At 54.0% G+C, this 16,000-nt stretch carries 15 protein-coding genes; 14 read left to right on the top strand and 1 reads right to left on the bottom strand.

Annotated features, from left to right (window positions below):
• Position 1 precedes the first annotated feature (1 nt).
• The 12 genes from IRJ17_RS00335 to IRJ17_RS00280 all read left to right on the top strand — a co-directional run bounded on the left by IRJ17_RS00335 (position 2) and on the right by IRJ17_RS00280 (position 12,707).
• The gene (locus IRJ17_RS00335) at positions 2–601 is read left to right on the top strand and encodes a response regulator transcription factor (protein ID WP_063230618.1); all 600 of its coding nucleotides are present in this window, start codon (positions 2–4) and stop codon (positions 599–601) included.
• 207 nt (positions 602–808) lie between these two features.
• Positions 809–1,798, top strand: coding sequence for an ROK family protein (locus IRJ17_RS00330; protein ID WP_173598690.1), 990 nt, complete (start codon positions 809–811; stop codon positions 1,796–1,798).
• Positions 1,799–1,903: 105 nt separating this feature from the next.
• The gene (locus IRJ17_RS00325) at positions 1,904–2,968 is read left to right on the top strand and encodes a Gfo/Idh/MocA family protein (protein WP_173598689.1); all 1,065 of its coding nucleotides are present in this window, start codon (positions 1,904–1,906) and stop codon (positions 2,966–2,968) included.
• Between the two features lie 85 nt (positions 2,969–3,053).
• Positions 3,054–4,640: a glutathione ABC transporter substrate-binding protein gene (locus IRJ17_RS00320; RefSeq protein WP_122966314.1), complete on the top strand. Its 1,587-nt coding sequence runs from the start codon at positions 3,054–3,056 to the stop codon at positions 4,638–4,640.
• Positions 4,641–4,784: 144 nt separating this feature from the next.
• Positions 4,785–5,708 carry a nickel ABC transporter permease gene (gene nikB, locus IRJ17_RS00315; RefSeq protein ID WP_122966313.1) on the top strand — a complete coding sequence of 308 codons (924 nt, stop codon included), beginning with the start codon at positions 4,785–4,787 and terminating at the stop codon, positions 5,706–5,708.
• Between the two features lie 18 nt (positions 5,709–5,726).
• Positions 5,727–6,620 carry an ABC transporter permease subunit gene (locus tag IRJ17_RS00310; protein WP_217022501.1) on the top strand — a complete coding sequence of 298 codons (894 nt, stop codon included), beginning with the start codon at positions 5,727–5,729 and terminating at the stop codon, positions 6,618–6,620.
• 18 nt (positions 6,621–6,638) lie between these two features.
• Positions 6,639–7,631, top strand: coding sequence for an ABC transporter ATP-binding protein (locus tag IRJ17_RS00305; protein ID WP_122966312.1), 993 nt, complete (start codon positions 6,639–6,641; stop codon positions 7,629–7,631).
• Positions 7,624–8,586: an ABC transporter ATP-binding protein gene (locus IRJ17_RS00300; RefSeq protein ID WP_122966311.1), complete on the top strand. Its 963-nt coding sequence runs from the start codon at positions 7,624–7,626 to the stop codon at positions 8,584–8,586. The genes IRJ17_RS00305 and IRJ17_RS00300 overlap by 8 nt, the downstream gene beginning before the upstream one ends.
• 27 nt (positions 8,587–8,613) lie before the next feature.
• Positions 8,614–9,837: an ROK family transcriptional regulator gene (locus IRJ17_RS00295; RefSeq protein ID WP_122966310.1), complete on the top strand. Its 1,224-nt coding sequence runs from the start codon at positions 8,614–8,616 to the stop codon at positions 9,835–9,837.
• Between the two features lie 29 nt (positions 9,838–9,866).
• On the top strand, positions 9,867–10,793 hold the full coding sequence (locus tag IRJ17_RS00290; RefSeq protein WP_122966309.1) for a Gfo/Idh/MocA family protein: 927 nt from the start codon (positions 9,867–9,869) through the stop codon (positions 10,791–10,793).
• Positions 10,790–11,782 (top strand): Gfo/Idh/MocA family protein, encoded by a 993-nt coding sequence (locus IRJ17_RS00285; RefSeq protein WP_242772671.1) that lies wholly within the window; start codon positions 10,790–10,792, stop codon positions 11,780–11,782. Before IRJ17_RS00290 ends, IRJ17_RS00285 begins: the two co-directional genes overlap by 4 nt.
• 52 nt (positions 11,783–11,834) lie before the next feature.
• Positions 11,835–12,707 carry a sugar phosphate isomerase/epimerase family protein gene (locus tag IRJ17_RS00280; RefSeq protein ID WP_173598683.1) on the top strand — a complete coding sequence of 291 codons (873 nt, stop codon included), beginning with the start codon at positions 11,835–11,837 and terminating at the stop codon, positions 12,705–12,707.
• Positions 12,708–12,761: 54 nt separating this feature from the next.
• Here the strand turns inward: IRJ17_RS00280 and IRJ17_RS00275 are convergent, their stop codons facing one another.
• Positions 12,762–13,121 (bottom strand): DUF805 domain-containing protein, encoded by a 360-nt coding sequence (locus tag IRJ17_RS00275; RefSeq protein ID WP_122966369.1) that lies wholly within the window; start codon positions 13,119–13,121, stop codon positions 12,762–12,764.
• Positions 13,122–13,378: 257 nt separating this feature from the next.
• On the opposite strand from IRJ17_RS00275, the gene speD reads away from it, so the two are divergent.
• A complete protein-coding gene (speD, locus tag IRJ17_RS00270) occupies positions 13,379–14,191 on the top strand; it encodes an adenosylmethionine decarboxylase (RefSeq protein WP_122966306.1) in 813 nt (270 codons plus the stop codon).
• 131 nt (positions 14,192–14,322) lie between these two features.
• Positions 14,323–15,972 (top strand): AraC family transcriptional regulator, encoded by a 1,650-nt coding sequence (locus IRJ17_RS00265; protein ID WP_242772669.1) that lies wholly within the window; start codon positions 14,323–14,325, stop codon positions 15,970–15,972.
• Positions 15,973–16,000: the final 28 nt, after the last annotated feature.

Genomic DNA, 16,000 nt, shown 5'->3' with positions numbered 1-16,000 from the left:
CATGATTCGCATCGTCATTGCAGAGGATCAGCGCATGCTGCTTGGTGCTCTGGCTTCTCTGCTCGATCTGGAAGAGGATATGCAGGTCGTCGGCAGGGCGAGCAACGGTGAGGATGCCGTCAAGCTCGTCCACCTGCATAAGCCGGATATTTGCATCATGGATATCGAAATGCCTGTGAAAAGCGGTTTGGACGCTGCTGAGGAGCTGAAGGGCAGCGGCTGCAAAGTGATGATTTTGACGACCTTTGCCCGTCCGGGATACTTCGAGCGCGCCTTGAAGGCCGGAGCGAACGGCTATTTGCTCAAGGACAGCCCCAGCGAAGAGCTGGCAAGCTCGATCCGCAGCGTCATGGCGGGCAGACGAATTTATGCCCCGGAATTGGTCGATGAAGCGTATGGGCAGGAAAACCCGCTGACAGAGCGGGAAAAGGAAGTGCTTTTGCTGATTGCGGACGGCAAAAACACGAAGGAAATCGCCAGCCAGCTGTTCATTACGACGGGAACGGTGCGCAACTACATTTCCGTGATTCTCGACAAGCTCGGCGTGAGCAACCGGATTGAAGCGATCATGCACTTCAAGGAAAAAGGCTGGTTCAAGTAAACAGCAACGAAGGAAGCCCTTTCTGCGGTCTGGCAGGAAGGGGTTTTTTTGCGCACAAAAAATATTTTAAAAAGTGCGAATCCTTTATTTTCTTTTTCGCTTGTGATACAACTAGAGGTGAGTAACTTTATAAAGCCAATGGAGAAAATAATAAAGTGCCAGCAATCATCTTGCAACAGACGCAGCAACAAAAAGGAGTGGACTCGCGTGGAACAGGACGAGTATGCGGTTGGGCTTGATTTGGGCGGGACGAAAATATTGGCGGGCTTGGTGCACAAGAGCGGGCAAATGATCAACAGCACAGTGCTGCCCACTTCCTCGCAAGACGGCGAGCGGGCCGTGATCGACAGAGTGTTGGCGGCGATTGAAGGCGTGCTTGGGACAGCGAATGCTGATCGGCAAAAGGTGCGCGGAGTCGGCATAGCTTCCGCCGGAGTCATCGACAGCAAGGCTGCGGAGGTCATTTTCGCCGGCAATCTCGGTTGGGAGCACGTTCCGATCGGCAAGCTGATCGAAGACAAATTCGCTCTTCCGGCGCAGCTCATCAATGACGCCAATGCCGCGGCAGTAGCGGAGTGGATGTGGGGAGCGGGCCGGGGCGCGCAAAACATGATTTACGTCACAGTCAGCACAGGCGTTGGTGCAGGAATCATCAGTGACGGCCAACTGGTGCAGGGGAAAGACGGCAGCGCCGGGGAGTTCGGACACATCTCGATCGATTGGAACGGTCCGTTGTGCAGTTGCGGCAATCGGGGCTGTCTCGAACTGTATGCCTCCGGTACGGCGCTCGAACATCTGGTCAAACACCAGCTGGAGCAGGAGCAGCGCGAGTGGACAGGCGGTTCGCTTGCGGCGGGCGCTTTTCCGACGGCAAAAGAAATCGGGGAAGCGGCGCTGGCGGGAGATCGCTACAGCGTGGAGATTATCGAGCGTGCCGGGTATTGTCTGGGGATCGGCACGACCAGTCTGATTCATTTGTTCAATCCGGAAGTGGTTGTTTTTGGCGGCGGCGTGATGAACGCTTCGGATATTTTGCTCCGGGAGGTCAAGCGCAGCGTCAGGGAGCGGGGCATCCAGTCCATGGCGCGGCAGGTGCGAATCGAGCGGCAGCAAGTCGGGATTCAGGCTGGAGCAATCGGGGCAGCAGGTCTGTTGTTTGCAGCGAAGCAGTCCGAGGGAAAACTTCCTGCTTACTAGCAGAATATGTATTGCCAAAATTAAGATTATTTCGTATCATTCAATTAATAACTCCACTGAAAAAATAAATTAGCAATTTGCTAACGCAAGGAGGCATACATCCGCATGGAAAAAGTAAAGGTTGCGGTGATCGGGGCAGGCTCCATTTCGGACATGCATTTGCAATCGTATCAGCAAAATGAACGCGTGCAGCTTCACGCGGTTGTCGACTTCAACGAAGCGCGCGCCAAGGAAAAAGCGGAAAAGTACCAGGCAGCGACTTACTACAGCAACATCGAGGCAGCGCTCGCCGATCCGCAAATCGACGCAGTAAGCATCTGCACCTGGAACAACACACACGCAGACCTCGCCATCTCTGCGCTGGACGCTGGCAAGCACGTACTGCTGGAAAAGCCGCTCAGCATCTCGGTTGAATCTGCTTTGCGAATTGAAGAAGCGGTCAAACGAAGCGGCAAGCTGCTCCAGGTGGGCTTCGTCAGAAGATACGATACGAACGCTCAACTGCTCAAACAGTTCATCGATGCAGGAGATTTGGGCGAGATTTATTACGCCAAAGCGTCTTGCCTTCGCCGATTGGGCAATCCCGGCGGCTGGTTCGCGGACAAGGAAAGATCGGGCGGCGGGCCGCTGATTGACCTCGGTGTCCACGTAATTGATCTGTGCTGGTACATGATGGGCTGTCCAAAAGTTGCGACGGTGAGCGGCAATACATACAACAAGCTCGGCAACCGGGCCAACGTCAAGCATTTGTCTTTTTACAAGGCGGCCGACTACGATCCCGGCAAAAACACGGTGGAAGACATGGCGAACGCCTTGATCCGCTTTGAAAACGGCGCGTCCCTGTTCGTCGATGTGAGCTACACGCTGCACGCCAAAAAAGAAGAGCTGTCCGTCAAGCTGTACGGCGACAAGGGCGGAGCAGAGGTAGAGCCGGAGCTGTCCATCATTGCGGAAAAACACAACACCATCCTCAATGTCACTCCGCAAATGGATAAGCTGTCTTTTGACTTCAAGCAAGGCTTTCAAAATGAAATCGATCATTTTATCGCATACATTTTGGGCGAAAAAGAGACGCTCAGCCCAGTTGCGCACGGCGTAGAGATGATGAAAATTCTCTGCGGCATTTACGAGTCGGCACAGACCGGCCGCGAAGTCGTTTTCACGCCGTAAATCGTGAAACCGCATCCATGCTGTACCCAATGACGGACATCCAGATTGCTACCATAAGGAGAACCTTGTAAGGGGGAAAAGGGAAATGAAAAAAGCAGCGTATTTGCGAGCAGCATCTGTCTTACTTTTTTCAGTGGCATTACTTTTTGGATGTTCCAGTTCAGGAGGGGGAGGGACTCCGGCAGCATCGTCGCCCGACTCAGGGGCGAGTACGGGAGCACCGCAGAAAGATCAGATGGTGATCGCCGTAAACGAAAACTTCATCACGATGGACCCGCAAAACACCGGAGACGCCTTGTCCAGCGGTGTGCAGTCGGCCATGTTTGAAGGACTCCTGATTTACGACAAAGACTTGAAGCTTATACCGGGTTTGTCGACTGAATATTCGGTGAACGAAGATTCCACCGAGTATACGTTCAAGCTTCGTCAAAACGTCAAGTTCCATGACGGGACGCCGTTCAATGCGCAAGCTGTCAAAATCAACTTTGACCGCATGAGCAACCAAGACAACAACCTGCGGGCTTACCGCAACTACAAATACATCAAGAGCACAGAAGTGGTGGACGACTACACGGTAAAAGTGACGCTGAACCAGCCATTTTCCGCGATGATCAACAAGTTCACGACAGGGATCATCAGCCCGGCAGCGTTGGAGAAGTACGGCAAGGAAATTTCCAAAAATCCGGTCGGGACCGGCCCTTACAAATTTGTGGAATGGGTGCAGGGCGACCATCTGACCGTCGAACTGAACCAGGATCACTGGAACAAAGGTGCAGCCAAAGTAGGAAAAATCGTCTACAAGCCCGTACCGGAAAACGGCTCGCGCGTAGCGATGCTGAAAACGGGCGAAGCAGACGTCATCTATCCGTTGCCTGAACAGCAAGCGGAGACGCTGGGCGGAGCAGAGGGCGTCAAGGTAGAGCGCACGCCTTCCACGATCACCCGTTACGTTTCGATCAACATGCTGAAAAAGCCGTTCGATGATTTGCGTGTACGTCAAGCCATCAACTACGCCGTCGACAAGGACGCGTTCATCAAAGTCGTCAAAGCCGGGTATGGCACGCAGCTCGAATCGATCATGTCGCCGACGATTGCACATTACGCCAAGCAGGGTGTTTATGAGTACAACATCGAAAAGGCGAAGCAACTGCTCAAGGAAGCAGGCTACGAAAATGGCTTCACCACGGAAATCTGGGGCAACACGAACTCCGATACGATGAAAGGCATGCAATTCATTCAGCAACAGCTGCAAAAAATCGGCGTAACCGTCGAGGTGAAGTCGATGGAGGAAGCGACGCTCTCGGATGAAATCTACGGCATCAAGTCTCCGGAAGAGGCGAAGATGAACATGTGGTACGTAAGCTGGTCTTCCGCTGATCCGGACAACGCGATGCGCTCTCTGTTCAGCAGCGAAAACTTCCCGCCAGCAGGAGCGAACACCGCTTTTTACAAGAGTGACATCGTAGACAAGAGCATCAAGGAAGCGACCCAATCGTCTGACCAGAACAAGCAAAAAGAGCTGTACGGAGCCGTTCAGGAAAATGTATTCAAAGATGCGCCATGGATCTTCCTGGCTGTCGACGAGATTTTGTACGGCAAACGCGCCAACGTAAACGGCGTCTACATCACGCCAAGCGGCGGCATCTATGTGAGGGAAGCGGCATTCCAATAAGGTTTTTCTGGCAGCGTTGGGTCGCTGCTCACAGCCCAACGCTGCTTTCCTATTACGTCTTGGTTGCAAGAAAAGTCTTGGGGAGAAGGAAAGCATGACGCTGCATGCCGTGTGGCTTTCCCATCCATTAGGAGGAACCGCTCAATGTTCCGTTACATCGTAAAAAGGCTCATCGAGATCATCCCGATCATTTTCGTCGTGTCTCTCTTGATTTTCTTCTTCATCCATCTCGTTCCGGGCGACCCTGTGCGTCTGGCGGCTGGAAAAGACGCTACGCTGGAGGAGATCACCCGCGTCCGTCAGGAGCTTGGGCTGGACAAGCCGCTCCTTTCCCAGTACGCCACCTATATGCAGAACTTGCTCACGGGCAATCTGGGCCACTCCTTGAAAACAGGTCTGCCGATCAGCGACATGTTCGCCAACCGTTTTTCCATCACGATGAATTTGACATTTATGAGCCTGGGCTGGGCGCTCGTTCTGGGGCTGCTCATCGGAACCGTCTCCGCAGTCTTTCGCAACAAATGGCCGGACTACGTCGGAATGCTGACCGCGATTTCCGGCATTTCCTTGCCCGGCTTCTGGCTGGGGCTCATTCTCATACAAATTTTTTCCGTCACGCTCGGCTGGTTTCCGACCGGGGGAGTGGATGGCTGGAAAAGCTACGTTCTCCCTTCGCTGACGCTGGGGGCGGGAATCATGTCGATGCTGGCCCGGTTTACCCGCTCGTCTCTCCTTGAAACATTGAAAGAAGATTTTATCCGTACAGGTCGGGCGAAAGGCTTGAAGGAGTCGGTCGTCGTTCGCAAGCATGCGCTGAAAAACTCGATGATTCCCGTCGTGACGATTGCTGGCTTGCAATTCGGATTTTTGTTGGGCGGTTCGGTCGTGGTCGAGACGGTGTTCAGCATTCCAGGCATGGGGCGGCTACTGGTCGATTCCATCGCTTTTCGCGACTATCCGGTCGTGCAGGCTGTCATCTTGCTGTTCTCGCTGGAGTTTATCCTCGTGAACTTGCTGGTAGACATCCTGTACAAGGCGCTCAATCCGAAAATCCGTTATGAAAGCTAAGCGAAGGGAGCGAAGGAAATGGAGGTAGTAAATGAAGTCGGCCAGACGACTGTTGTCACGCTGGACAAGCAAAGCTCCAGGGCGCGCGAGTTTTGGAAAAAGTGGAAAAAGCAAAAGACGGCGTTCTGGGCCGGATTTTTTATCCTGTTTTTAGTGCTGGTCGCGATTTTCGGACCAGCGATCGCTCCTTACGATCCGTACGAGCCAAACTACGATGCAACGCTCCAGACGCCTTCCCTGGCGCACTGGGCGGGAACGGATGAGTACGGGCGCGATATTTTGAGCCGGATTATTGTCGGGGCGGGCCTTTCGCTCGGCGTCAGCTTTACCTCTGTTTTTGTCGGGGCTGTCATCGGGACGATTTTGGGCTTGTGCAGCGGCTACTACGGCGGCTGGATCGATCGGCTGATCATGCGCGGCAGCGATGTCATGTTCGCTTTTCCTGACTTGCTCCTGGCTATTGCCATCGTCGCGATTCTCGGCCCCGGTTTGACAAACGTCGTGGTGGCCGTGGCTGTGTTCAGCATACCGTCTTTTGCCCGGCTGATCCGCGGCAATACGCTGGCAGCCAAAGAAGCCGTCTTTGTGGAAGCGGCGCGCTCCATGGGGGCCAAAAGCAGCCGGATCATTTTCCGCCACATTTTTCCGGAGACGGTATCCAGCATGATCGTCTTCTTTTCGCTCAGGATCGGCACGTCTATCCTGGCAGCTTCCAGTCTCAGTTTTCTCGGTCTGGGCGCAAAGCCGGAAAGTCCCGACTGGGGAGCGATGCTCAGCATGGGCCGCGATTACCTCGCGACTTCTCCCCACGTGGTGATGATTCCCGGTCTGGCGATTTTCCTGTCTGTGCTGGCGTTCAACCTGGTAGGGGATGGCCTGCGTGACATTCTGGACCCGAAAACGAAGAACTAAACGAGGGAGTTGGGGCAGATGAGTGAAAACATCATCGAGGTTAAGCATCTGCAAACACAGTTCACGAGGGATGACCGCAAGACGGTCGTACTCGACAACGTCAGCTTTCATATAAAAAAGGGCGAAGTGCTCGGTCTGGTCGGAGAATCGGGCTGCGGCAAAAGCGTGACTTCGCTTTCGATCATGCGTTTGTTCAAGGATACGACGGGCGAAATCACCCAAGGCGAGATTGTTTATAACGGCACCAACCTGTTGTCCATGTCAGAGAACGACATGCGGCAGATTCGCGGAAAAGAAATCTCGATGATTTTTCAGGAGCCGATGACTTCGCTCAATCCGGTGATGAAAATCGGCGAGCAGCTGGCAGAAGCGATCCGGCTGCACCTCGGCTATTCGGATAAGCTGGCGCGGGAGCACGCGGTCAGCATGTTGACCAAAGTAGGGATTCCCCGCCCCCAAGAAATTTTGGCAGAGTATCCGCACCAGTTGTCAGGGGGGATGCGGCAGCGCATCATGATCGCGATGGCGATGTCCTGCCGCCCCAACCTGCTGATTGCCGACGAGCCGACGACGGCGCTCGACGTGACGATCCAGGCGCAGATTTTGGACGTCATGAAGCAGCTCCAGGCCGATGAGCATATGTCGATGCTGTTGATTACCCACGATCTGGGCGTGGTGGCGGAGATGTGCAATCGTGTCGTCGTCATGTACGCCGGGCGGGTAGTGGAGGAAGCGTCCGTTTACGACCTGTTTGACGAGCCGAAGCATCCATACACAAAAGGTTTGATTGGCTCTGTGCCGAAAATCGGACAAAAACGCGACAGGCTGGATTCCGTTCCAGGCAATGTACCGACTCCGAACAACATGCCCAAAGGCTGCAAATTTGCCCCGCGCTGCAAGGAGGCGATGTCGATCTGCTGGGAGCAGGAGCCTGCGATTGCCGGCGTGGGCGAGAACCGCTTTTGCCGCTGCTGGCTCTACGGCGAGGAAGGGAGGGGGGCGAATGCGTAAGCCACTGGTTGTGGTAGACGGGATCAAAAAGACGTTTCCGATTGACAGCGGCCTGTTCTCCAGCAAGAAAAGCGTGAAGGCGGTCAACCGCGTTTCTTTTGAAATCAAGGAGGGCGAGACGTTCAGTCTCGTCGGCGAAAGCGGCTGCGGCAAGTCGACGACAGGGCGGCTGGTTACGCGGCTGTTGACCCCGGATGAGGGCAAAATTTGGATCAATGGCGAAGAGATTTCGCAAATGAACGAGACGAAGCTGCGCGAGGTGCGCAAGCAAGTGCAGATGGTGTTTCAAGACCCGTATGCGTCACTGAACCCACGGATGAAAATCCGCGATGTCGTGGCGGAGCCGCTGATCATCCATTCGAAGCTGTCTGTCAAGGAACGGGAGCGGACTGTCGCCGAGATGCTAGAAGTCGTCGGTTTGAACAGCTACCACGCGGAAAAGTTCGCCCATGAGTTCAGCGGGGGGCAGCGCCAGCGCATCGGGATTGCCCGCGCCCTCATCCTGAAACCGAAGCTGATCGTGGCGGATGAGCCTGTATCCGCGCTGGACGTGTCCATTCAGTCGCAAATCCTCAATCTGCTGAAAGACTTGCAGGAAGAGTTCCAACTGACGTATTTGTTCATTTCGCACGACCTGAGTGTCGTGGAGCATATTAGCGACAAAATCGGCGTGATGTATTTGGGCAGCCTCGTGGAGTCCGCGCCCAAAGAAACGCTTTTTGCCAACCCGCAGCACCCGTACACGAAAGCGTTGCTGTCTTCCGTTCCGATCCCCGATCCGCGTGCCAAGCGGGAGCGCATCATTTTGCAAGGGGATGTGCCAAGCCCGGTCAATCCGCCGTCCGGCTGTCTGTTTCATACGCGCTGTCCATACGCGATGGAGATTTGCCGGACAACTCCGCCAGATTTGCGAAAGGCGGCCGAAGACGATCATCTGGTCGCGTGCCATCTGTGAGCGGCATGCGCGGCAGGGGAGATAGCGATGAATAAAAGGGATGGAGTCAAGCGAAGGACGGGCGACTTGAAGCTGATCCAGGAGTTGAATCGATCGATTATTTTGGACACCATCCGTCAATACGGCCCCATTTCCCGAAGTGAAATCGCGAAGCGGAACAAGCTAAGCCCGACAACGGTCACTTCGGCTGTCAGCGAGCTGATCCGCGACGCTTTGGTGAGCGAGGTTGGAGTCGGTGAATCGAACGGGGGAAGAAAGCCGATTTTGGTTCAGTTTTCGCCGGACAGCCGCTTTTTGATCGGAATCTCGATTTCCGGCTCCAAGCTGACGATTGCCCAGATGAATTTGGAGGCGCGGATCAGGAAAAAGGAAGCTTATCCGATCAAGCTGAATCAAGGCGACAGCGTGCTGGCATTTTTAATGGACGTCATAGAGCGGTTTTTGTCCCGGGCAGGCAGCCTGGACAACTGCATGGGCATCTCGATTGTGACGCAAGGAATCGTGGACTCGGCAAAGGGCGTGATTCGCTACAATCCAAAGCTGCGATTGCGGGACGCTCCTGTGAAGGAAATGGTTGAGCAGCGGTTCGGGGTAGACACGTGGGTGGACAATGATACGAATGCTTATTTGCTCGCGGAAAAGACTCTCGGACATTTCCGGCACTATCAAAACATGCTGTACGTGACGATTGGCGACGGGCTGGGCGCGAGCTTGTTGATGGACGGAGCGATTTATCGCGGCTACAAAGGCGGCGCCGGAGAGTTTGGGCATACGACGATTGATCGGGCAGGCATGCGCTGCGATTGCGGCAACATCGGTTGCCTGGAAAATTACGTCAGCTGGCCCGCGATCTACTCGAAGCTGCTTTCCGCTCTCGCCAAAGGGAAAGCGAGCAGCATCATGGCGCTGGCCCACGATGATCTCAACGAAATCAACGCGAAAATGTTCCGGCAAGCATTGGCTGAAAAAGACGCGCTCGCTGTCAGCATCCTGGAGGAAACCGCATCTTATTTGGCTGCTGGCATGGTGAACCTGATTCATTTGTTCAATCCGGAGGTCATCATTTTGGGCGGCGAGATCGCTTTTGAAAACGGGCTGTTGATCGAAAAGGTGCGCGAATACGTGTGCGAGTACGCCCACGGCATATTGACAGAAGAGTTGGAAATCCGGCCAAATTCGCTTGGAGAGGATGTCGAGGTCGTAGGGGCAGCCGCCATTTTGTTGCAGGATGTGTTCCAATTTTCGCTTTAGCGGATCAGGGGAAAAGGAGGTCTGGCGTCATGGTGAAGGTAGCAGTGGCCGGGGCCGATGACTCTGCGAAAGAGCGGCAGGCAAGCTGGTCGCAAATTCACGGAGTAGAGGTGGCTGGCCATGCGCAAAGCTTGCAGGAGCTGCGTTGTTTATTGGCGGAGGAAAAAGTGGAGCTTGTGGAATTTGCCGGAACAGTGGAAGGAACATGGGTCACGCATGCCGCTCGGTCAGGCGTAAACATACTCCTGGACGAGCACGCCGGGATGTCCGATCAGCAGCTTGTGGCGGCAGCAGACTTGTGCGAGCAAAATGGCTGCGTGATGTACTTGACGGACTCTTTGCGTTTTTCGCCGGAGTACGCGCAGGCGCGTGAACAGGTTGTAAGCGGGGCAATTGGCAAGCCAGGCGTATTGCGGCTGCGGCGAGGAACCCATGCAAGCGTGGATGGCTGCATCTTTTCCCGTTTGGGCATGCGCGAGTTTGACTGGCTGCGCTGGACGTTCGGCGAGGTGGAGCGCGTGCAGGCAAACAAGGTGGCGCGCGAGGTGGCAACAGGGCAGCTGCTCCAGTATGCGCTAATCATCCTGAGGATGCGTGATGGTGCGATCGCACAGGTGGAGCTGTCTCAGGCTGACTCGTCCGAGCACACGTTTTTCGAGCTGACGGGTGACGCAGGGATGCTGCTGCACGACAGCCGCGACAGTTTGCCGATCCGCTGGAGCAGGGGTGGCGCGGACGGACAGGCGGTTGCAGGTCAGACGGAACAAGGAAGTCACGCCGGGATTGATCCTTTACAGAAGCAGCGGGAGCAGCTCGTCCGACACCTTTTAGGCGAAGCGGCTGCTGGCATGACCGTACGCGATTGGTTGCTGGCAAAAGAAATCGCCCAGGCAGCCAGCGAGTCAGCGAAGGCCGGAAAGCCTGTCAGTCTGGCAAAAGGAGAGGTTGCCCAATGAAGGTAGGAATACTGAGCTTTGCTCATATGCACGCGCAAAGCTATGCCGCACACCTGCGAAATCATCCAGATGCGGAGCTGCACGCGATTTGGGACGACGATCCCGTTCGCGGTGAAGCGATGGCAGCTGCTTATGGAGCAAAATATTACCGCGATCTGGCCGCGTTTTTGCAGTCTCCGATCGAAGCAGTCGTAGTCTGCTCGGAAAACGCGAGACACAAAGCGCACGTGCTCGCCTGCGCCAAAGCTAAAAAGCATGTGTTATGCGAGAAGCCGATCGCAACGACCGTCCCGGATGCCGAGGAAATGATTCGGGTGTGCGCAGCGGAAGCGGTGATTCTGCAAGTGGCGTATCCGGTTCGCTTTGCGCCCGCGATCGAGCGTGTAAAAGAGCTGGTGCAATCGGGAGCGCTCGGGGAAATTCTCGCTATCAACAGCACGAATCACGGGCAGATGCCGGGCGGCTGGTTTGTGGAAGAAGAGCAGTCAGGCGGCGGGGCGGCAACCGACCATATCGTCCACCTGACGGATCTCGTACGCTGGATGCTTGCGGATGAGGTGAAAAGCGTCTACGCCGAGCTGGATACGCGGTTCCATCAGTTGGCGGTAGAAGACTGCGGCATGGTTTCACTGGTATTGGAATCCGGCGTGATCGTCGGGATCGATCCAAGCTGGTCGCGTCCCAAAACATTCCCCACGTGGGGCGATGTGACGATGCGGATCGTGGGCACGCAAGGAACGGTCGAAGTAGACGTCTTCCGTCAGCACTTGCTCCACTACAACGACCAGGCAGGAAAGCTGAATCAGCTTCCGTGGGCTGTGGATATGGACGCGCGGCTGATTGCCGATTTTGTACAAGCGGTCAAGGAAAAACGGACGCCATCCATTTCAGGGCTGGATGGGCTGCGGACTTTGGAAGTGGTCAAAGCCGCTTACGAATCCAACCGATTGCAGCAAACCGTTTTCATCGACCGAGCATTGCTTGCCTAGCTTACTTTTCAAAAATGAGAGCACATACCAAAAATGATGAGGTGGAGAACAAATGAAAATCGGATTGAGCACGTACAGTTTGTTGACTGCGATTCGCGCTGGGGAAATGGATGTGCTGGATGTTGTGCAATGGATTGCCGACAACGGAGGCGAGCATATGGAGATCGTGCCGTACGGATTTACGCTGGTGGACAATTACGAGCTGGCGGATGCCGTACGAGACAAGGCGAAAGCACTGGGGATCGAGCTGTCCAACTATTCGATGCCAGCCAACTTCATTCACGACAGCCAGGAAGCGTTTGAAGCAGAGGTCGCGCGTTTGAAAACGCACGTAGATTTGCTGGATCGCATGGGGATTCGCCACATGCGCCACGATGTCTCCACGTTTACCGTACCTGTTGAGCAGACGACGATTGCCTATTTTGAAAGCCATCTGGACGCGATGGTTGAAGGCAGCCGGCAAATCGCTGATTATGCGGCGCAATTCGGAATTACGACGACGATTGAAAATCACGGGTGGCTCGTACAGGCAAGCGATCGCGTACAACGCGTCGTGCAGGCGGTCAACCGTCCGAATTTCAAGACGACACTTGATGTCGGCAACTTCATGTGCGTCGACGAAGCTTCATTGGTGGGCGTGAAGAAAAATCTTCCGTATGCGTCACTGGTGCATTTCAAAGACTTTTACTTCCGTCCGTACTACCAGGACCCGGGGGCAGGCAAGTGGTTCAAGACGGTCAACGGCAATTTCTTGCGCGGTGCCATCGTCGGTCAAGGGGATATCAATATTCGCGAGGTGGTCAAGCTGGTGAAGCAGTCTGGCTACGACGGTTACATCACAGTGGAGTTCGAGGGCATGGAGGATTGTCGCGAAGGCTCGCGGATTGGCATGGACAATCTGCGGCGGTTCTGGGAAGAAGCGTGATCAGCAGAGGAAAAAGAAGGGCCTCTCCCGCAAGTTGAGGAGAGGCTTTTTGCATTAAACCAATGCTCTTCCTTCTGCTTTCGGGTTTGGACCGTAATTGTTGTCGGATTCACTGTCTTGGCAGAAGAATACGAGCAAAATAATGGCTCCGATAAGCGGAATCAACCCGAGAAGGAGCCACCAGCCACTTTTGCCAACATCGTGCAGGCGACGAACGCTTACTCCCAAACTAGGGAGCAAAACAGCCAGTGAGTACAGCGAAGACAAAGATTGCGGCAAGCCGACGAGGTATTCGATGAGCATGAGTACCAAAGAAATGATTACACTGAACAAGGTAAACATCCAATACTCTGTGCGTCTTGCGCGCCCACTGAAGCCTACATAATTCTTTAAAACTTTAAGATACCAATCCATGGCCTTTTTCTCCATTTCTTTGAAAATTTTTACACACATCATTATTTTAGCATCATTTTCCAAGCGAAAGATAGGGAGTTAGTCAAAATTTTTCCAATTGGTTCGATGGTATCAGGTGAGGTTAGGCAGAAAGTAACGTTCCTTATTTATGAACAGCATATCGTGCTGCATCCGATGATTTTTATGGGAAGGAATGGGCAAGCTGAAAAAAGGAAATCATGGCGGAAATTCGCTCATCGCAGGGGAGGACACGACACTTGGAACAAACGAACGATCAGCATATTACGCTGCACGGCTTCAACAATTTGACGAAATCGCTCAGCTTCAACATGTACGACATCTGCTACACGAAAACGAAGGCGGAGCGGGAAGCGTATATCGAGTACATAGATGAACAGTACAATGCCGAGCGACTGACCAGCATCTTGAAAAATGTTTCGGAAATCATTGGCGCGCACGTCTTGAATGTAGCGCAGCAAGATTATGTGCCGCAAGGGGCGAGCGTGACGTTTTTGGTTTCCGAAGGCCCTGTGGTGGAGGTGCCGACGGAATCGTACGAGGAATCGCCAGGCCCGTTGCCTGAGAACGTTGTGTTGCAGCTGGATAAAAGCCATATCACCGTCCATACTTATCCGGAATACCATCCAGATGAAGAAATCAGCACATTTCGCGCAGACATCGACGTCTCCACCTGTGGCGAGATTTCACCATTGAAGGCGCTCAATTACTTGATTCGTTCTTTTGATACGGATTTGATGACGATCGATTATCGGGTGCGCGGCTTTACCCGGGATATTCACGGCTACAAGCTGTTCATCGATCACGACATCAGCTCGATTCAAAATTATATTCCCGAGGAAATCAAAGAACTGTTCCACATGATCGATGTCAACGTTTATCAGGACAATATTTTCCATACAAAATGCAAACGCAGGCAGTTCGATCTCAACAACTACTTGTTCGGCTATACGAAAGACAAGCTGACGCCAGCAGAACAGTTGGAAATAACCGAGCGGCTGCAATTGGAGATGGACGAGATTTATTACGGAAAAAATATCATTCGCCACTAAGGCTGTATTTTTTAGCAAGTCTTTTGCAGGAAGCCCTCGCTGAGCAGTGAGGGCTTTTTCTTGAATTGACGGTGATAATCATTATCAAACATAATAGGAGCATAAGAGCTAAAGGACGGTGGCAGCCAGCTATGCAGAGCAAGCGAAGCAACGGGAACAGCAGGGGCGAGTCATTTCAAGGCTTGTGGATGAAGCTGCGGCATTGTGAAGAGATCAGAATCAAACAGGATGTCCCTCACGCGGGTCATGAACTGGACAACAAGCATCGACTGATCGTCGTCCTGGACGGCAAAGGCTCGATGGAGACAGACGACGAATGTCAGCCCGTCAAGGAAGGAGACGTGTGGGTGCTTCTCCCGGGGCAGCGGTGTTCTTTCTATATAGAATCTTTCCGGCAGTTAAGCCTGCATGTGTTCGCTTTTGATGCGTATCGCGAGCAGGAGGGCGAAGACGATGAGACGATCACGCTGCGGCGTGCGATCTGGCCGTTGGCTGGTCGCATGGCATGCACAGCTCCGTCATCCATGTTCACCCGCTGTCGTGCGATGGAGGATGCGTGGCAGCAGGCGGACGAGCGGAGTCGCTTTCGGGCGCAGGCGTGGTTTCAGGAGCTTATGTACGAGCTGGCAGTCCATGCAGACAGCGCACCCGTAGAGGATTCGCTGGAGACATTGGAGCAGACGCGGCTGTATTTGGACAACCACTACCAGGAAAGCTGGACGATTGGGAAATTGGCCGCCATGGCTGGTTTAAGCCCTTACTATTACATGCATCTTTTTAAAAAGACTTACGGAAAAAGCGCGATGGATTACGTGAACCAGTTGCGGATCAACAAGGCAAAGCAGTTGATGGGCGAAGGCAGGGAGCGGGTACGGGAAATCGCCAAACAGGTCGGCTTCAGCGACGAGTATTATTTCAGCCGGAAATTCAAGCAGCAGCAAGGCGTGGCGCCTACTGTCTACATGAAAAGCAGGCGGCACAGAGTCGCGACGTACCATACGGCGATTACCGGACAGCTTTTGGCTTTGCAGACGATTCCCGGCGCCGCGCCGCTTGATCCCAAGTGGTCCGCGTACTATCGGCAAAAGTACGCCATCGATATCCCCGTTCATTTGCGCGATCCGTTTGTGGCAGAAAACTGGGCGGTCAATCGCGAGGCGATTCGCCATTTCAGCCCTGACCTGATCATTACGAGCGACTATCTCGATCAGACTGTGAAGCAAGAGCTGGGACATATGGCGAATGCCCTGTTTATTCCGTGGAAAGAAAAAGACTGGCGCGTGCACTTGCAAATGATCGGCGAGTATCTCGGCAGGGACAAGGAGGCCGAGCAGTGGCTTTTGGCTTACGACAAAAAATCGGCAGCCGCACGGGAGACGCTCCGGCGGGCGATTGGCGACGACTCCCTGCTTATGCTCTACGTGAACCAGTCTACGCTGTATGCATGCGGCAGCCAGCGCACCGGGTCGGTACTGTACAGCGATTTGCAGCTTCGGCCTGTTGCCCAAGTGGAGTCGCTTTTTGCCTACGAGCAAATCACCTTGGATGAATTATGTCACTATCATGCCGACCGCTTGATCGTGATCGTGAAAAAGGATCAGCCATCGCGGGATTTTTGGAGCGAGCTGCAAAAAACAGAGCAATGGTTTTCCTTGAAAGCCGTGCAAAACAGGCACGTATACGAGGTGACGCCTGATCCGTGGCTGGAATATTCCGCGATCGGCCATGAACGGATCATGGAGGAGAGCTTGCGGCTGTTCGCGCAGTATCATCCAAATTAGATGGCAGGATTGTCTATGGTCGGGCGTG

The organism is Brevibacillus parabrevis, assembly GCF_022701015.1.
GTDB lineage: Bacteria > Bacillota > Bacilli > Brevibacillales > Brevibacillaceae > Brevibacillus > Brevibacillus parabrevis.
This window is presented reverse-complemented; position numbering and strand designations above follow the sequence as displayed.

Coding starts and splice junctions, on each gene's coding strand:
- IRJ17_RS00280 (WP_173598683.1), top strand. CDS start 11,835: ATGAAAATCGGATTGAGCACGTACAGTTTGTTGACTGCGATTCGCGCT.
- IRJ17_RS00265 (WP_242772669.1), top strand. CDS start 14,323: ATGCAGAGCAAGCGAAGCAACGGGAACAGCAGGGGCGAGTCATTTCAA.
- IRJ17_RS00300 (WP_122966311.1), top strand. CDS start 7,624: ATGCGTAAGCCACTGGTTGTGGTAGACGGGATCAAAAAGACGTTTCCG.
- IRJ17_RS00325 (WP_173598689.1), top strand. CDS start 1,904: ATGGAAAAAGTAAAGGTTGCGGTGATCGGGGCAGGCTCCATTTCGGAC.
- IRJ17_RS00305 (WP_122966312.1), top strand. CDS start 6,639: ATGAGTGAAAACATCATCGAGGTTAAGCATCTGCAAACACAGTTCACG.
- IRJ17_RS00275 (WP_122966369.1), bottom strand. CDS start 13,121: ATGGATTGGTATCTTAAAGTTTTAAAGAATTATGTAGGCTTCAGTGGG.
- IRJ17_RS00320 (WP_122966314.1), top strand. CDS start 3,054: ATGAAAAAAGCAGCGTATTTGCGAGCAGCATCTGTCTTACTTTTTTCA.
- IRJ17_RS00295 (WP_122966310.1), top strand. CDS start 8,614: ATGAATAAAAGGGATGGAGTCAAGCGAAGGACGGGCGACTTGAAGCTG.
- IRJ17_RS00310 (WP_217022501.1), top strand. CDS start 5,727: ATGGAGGTAGTAAATGAAGTCGGCCAGACGACTGTTGTCACGCTGGAC.
- IRJ17_RS00335 (WP_063230618.1), top strand. CDS start 2: ATGATTCGCATCGTCATTGCAGAGGATCAGCGCATGCTGCTTGGTGCT.
- nikB (WP_122966313.1), top strand. CDS start 4,785: ATGTTCCGTTACATCGTAAAAAGGCTCATCGAGATCATCCCGATCATT.
- IRJ17_RS00285 (WP_242772671.1), top strand. CDS start 10,790: ATGAAGGTAGGAATACTGAGCTTTGCTCATATGCACGCGCAAAGCTAT.
- IRJ17_RS00290 (WP_122966309.1), top strand. CDS start 9,867: ATGGTGAAGGTAGCAGTGGCCGGGGCCGATGACTCTGCGAAAGAGCGG.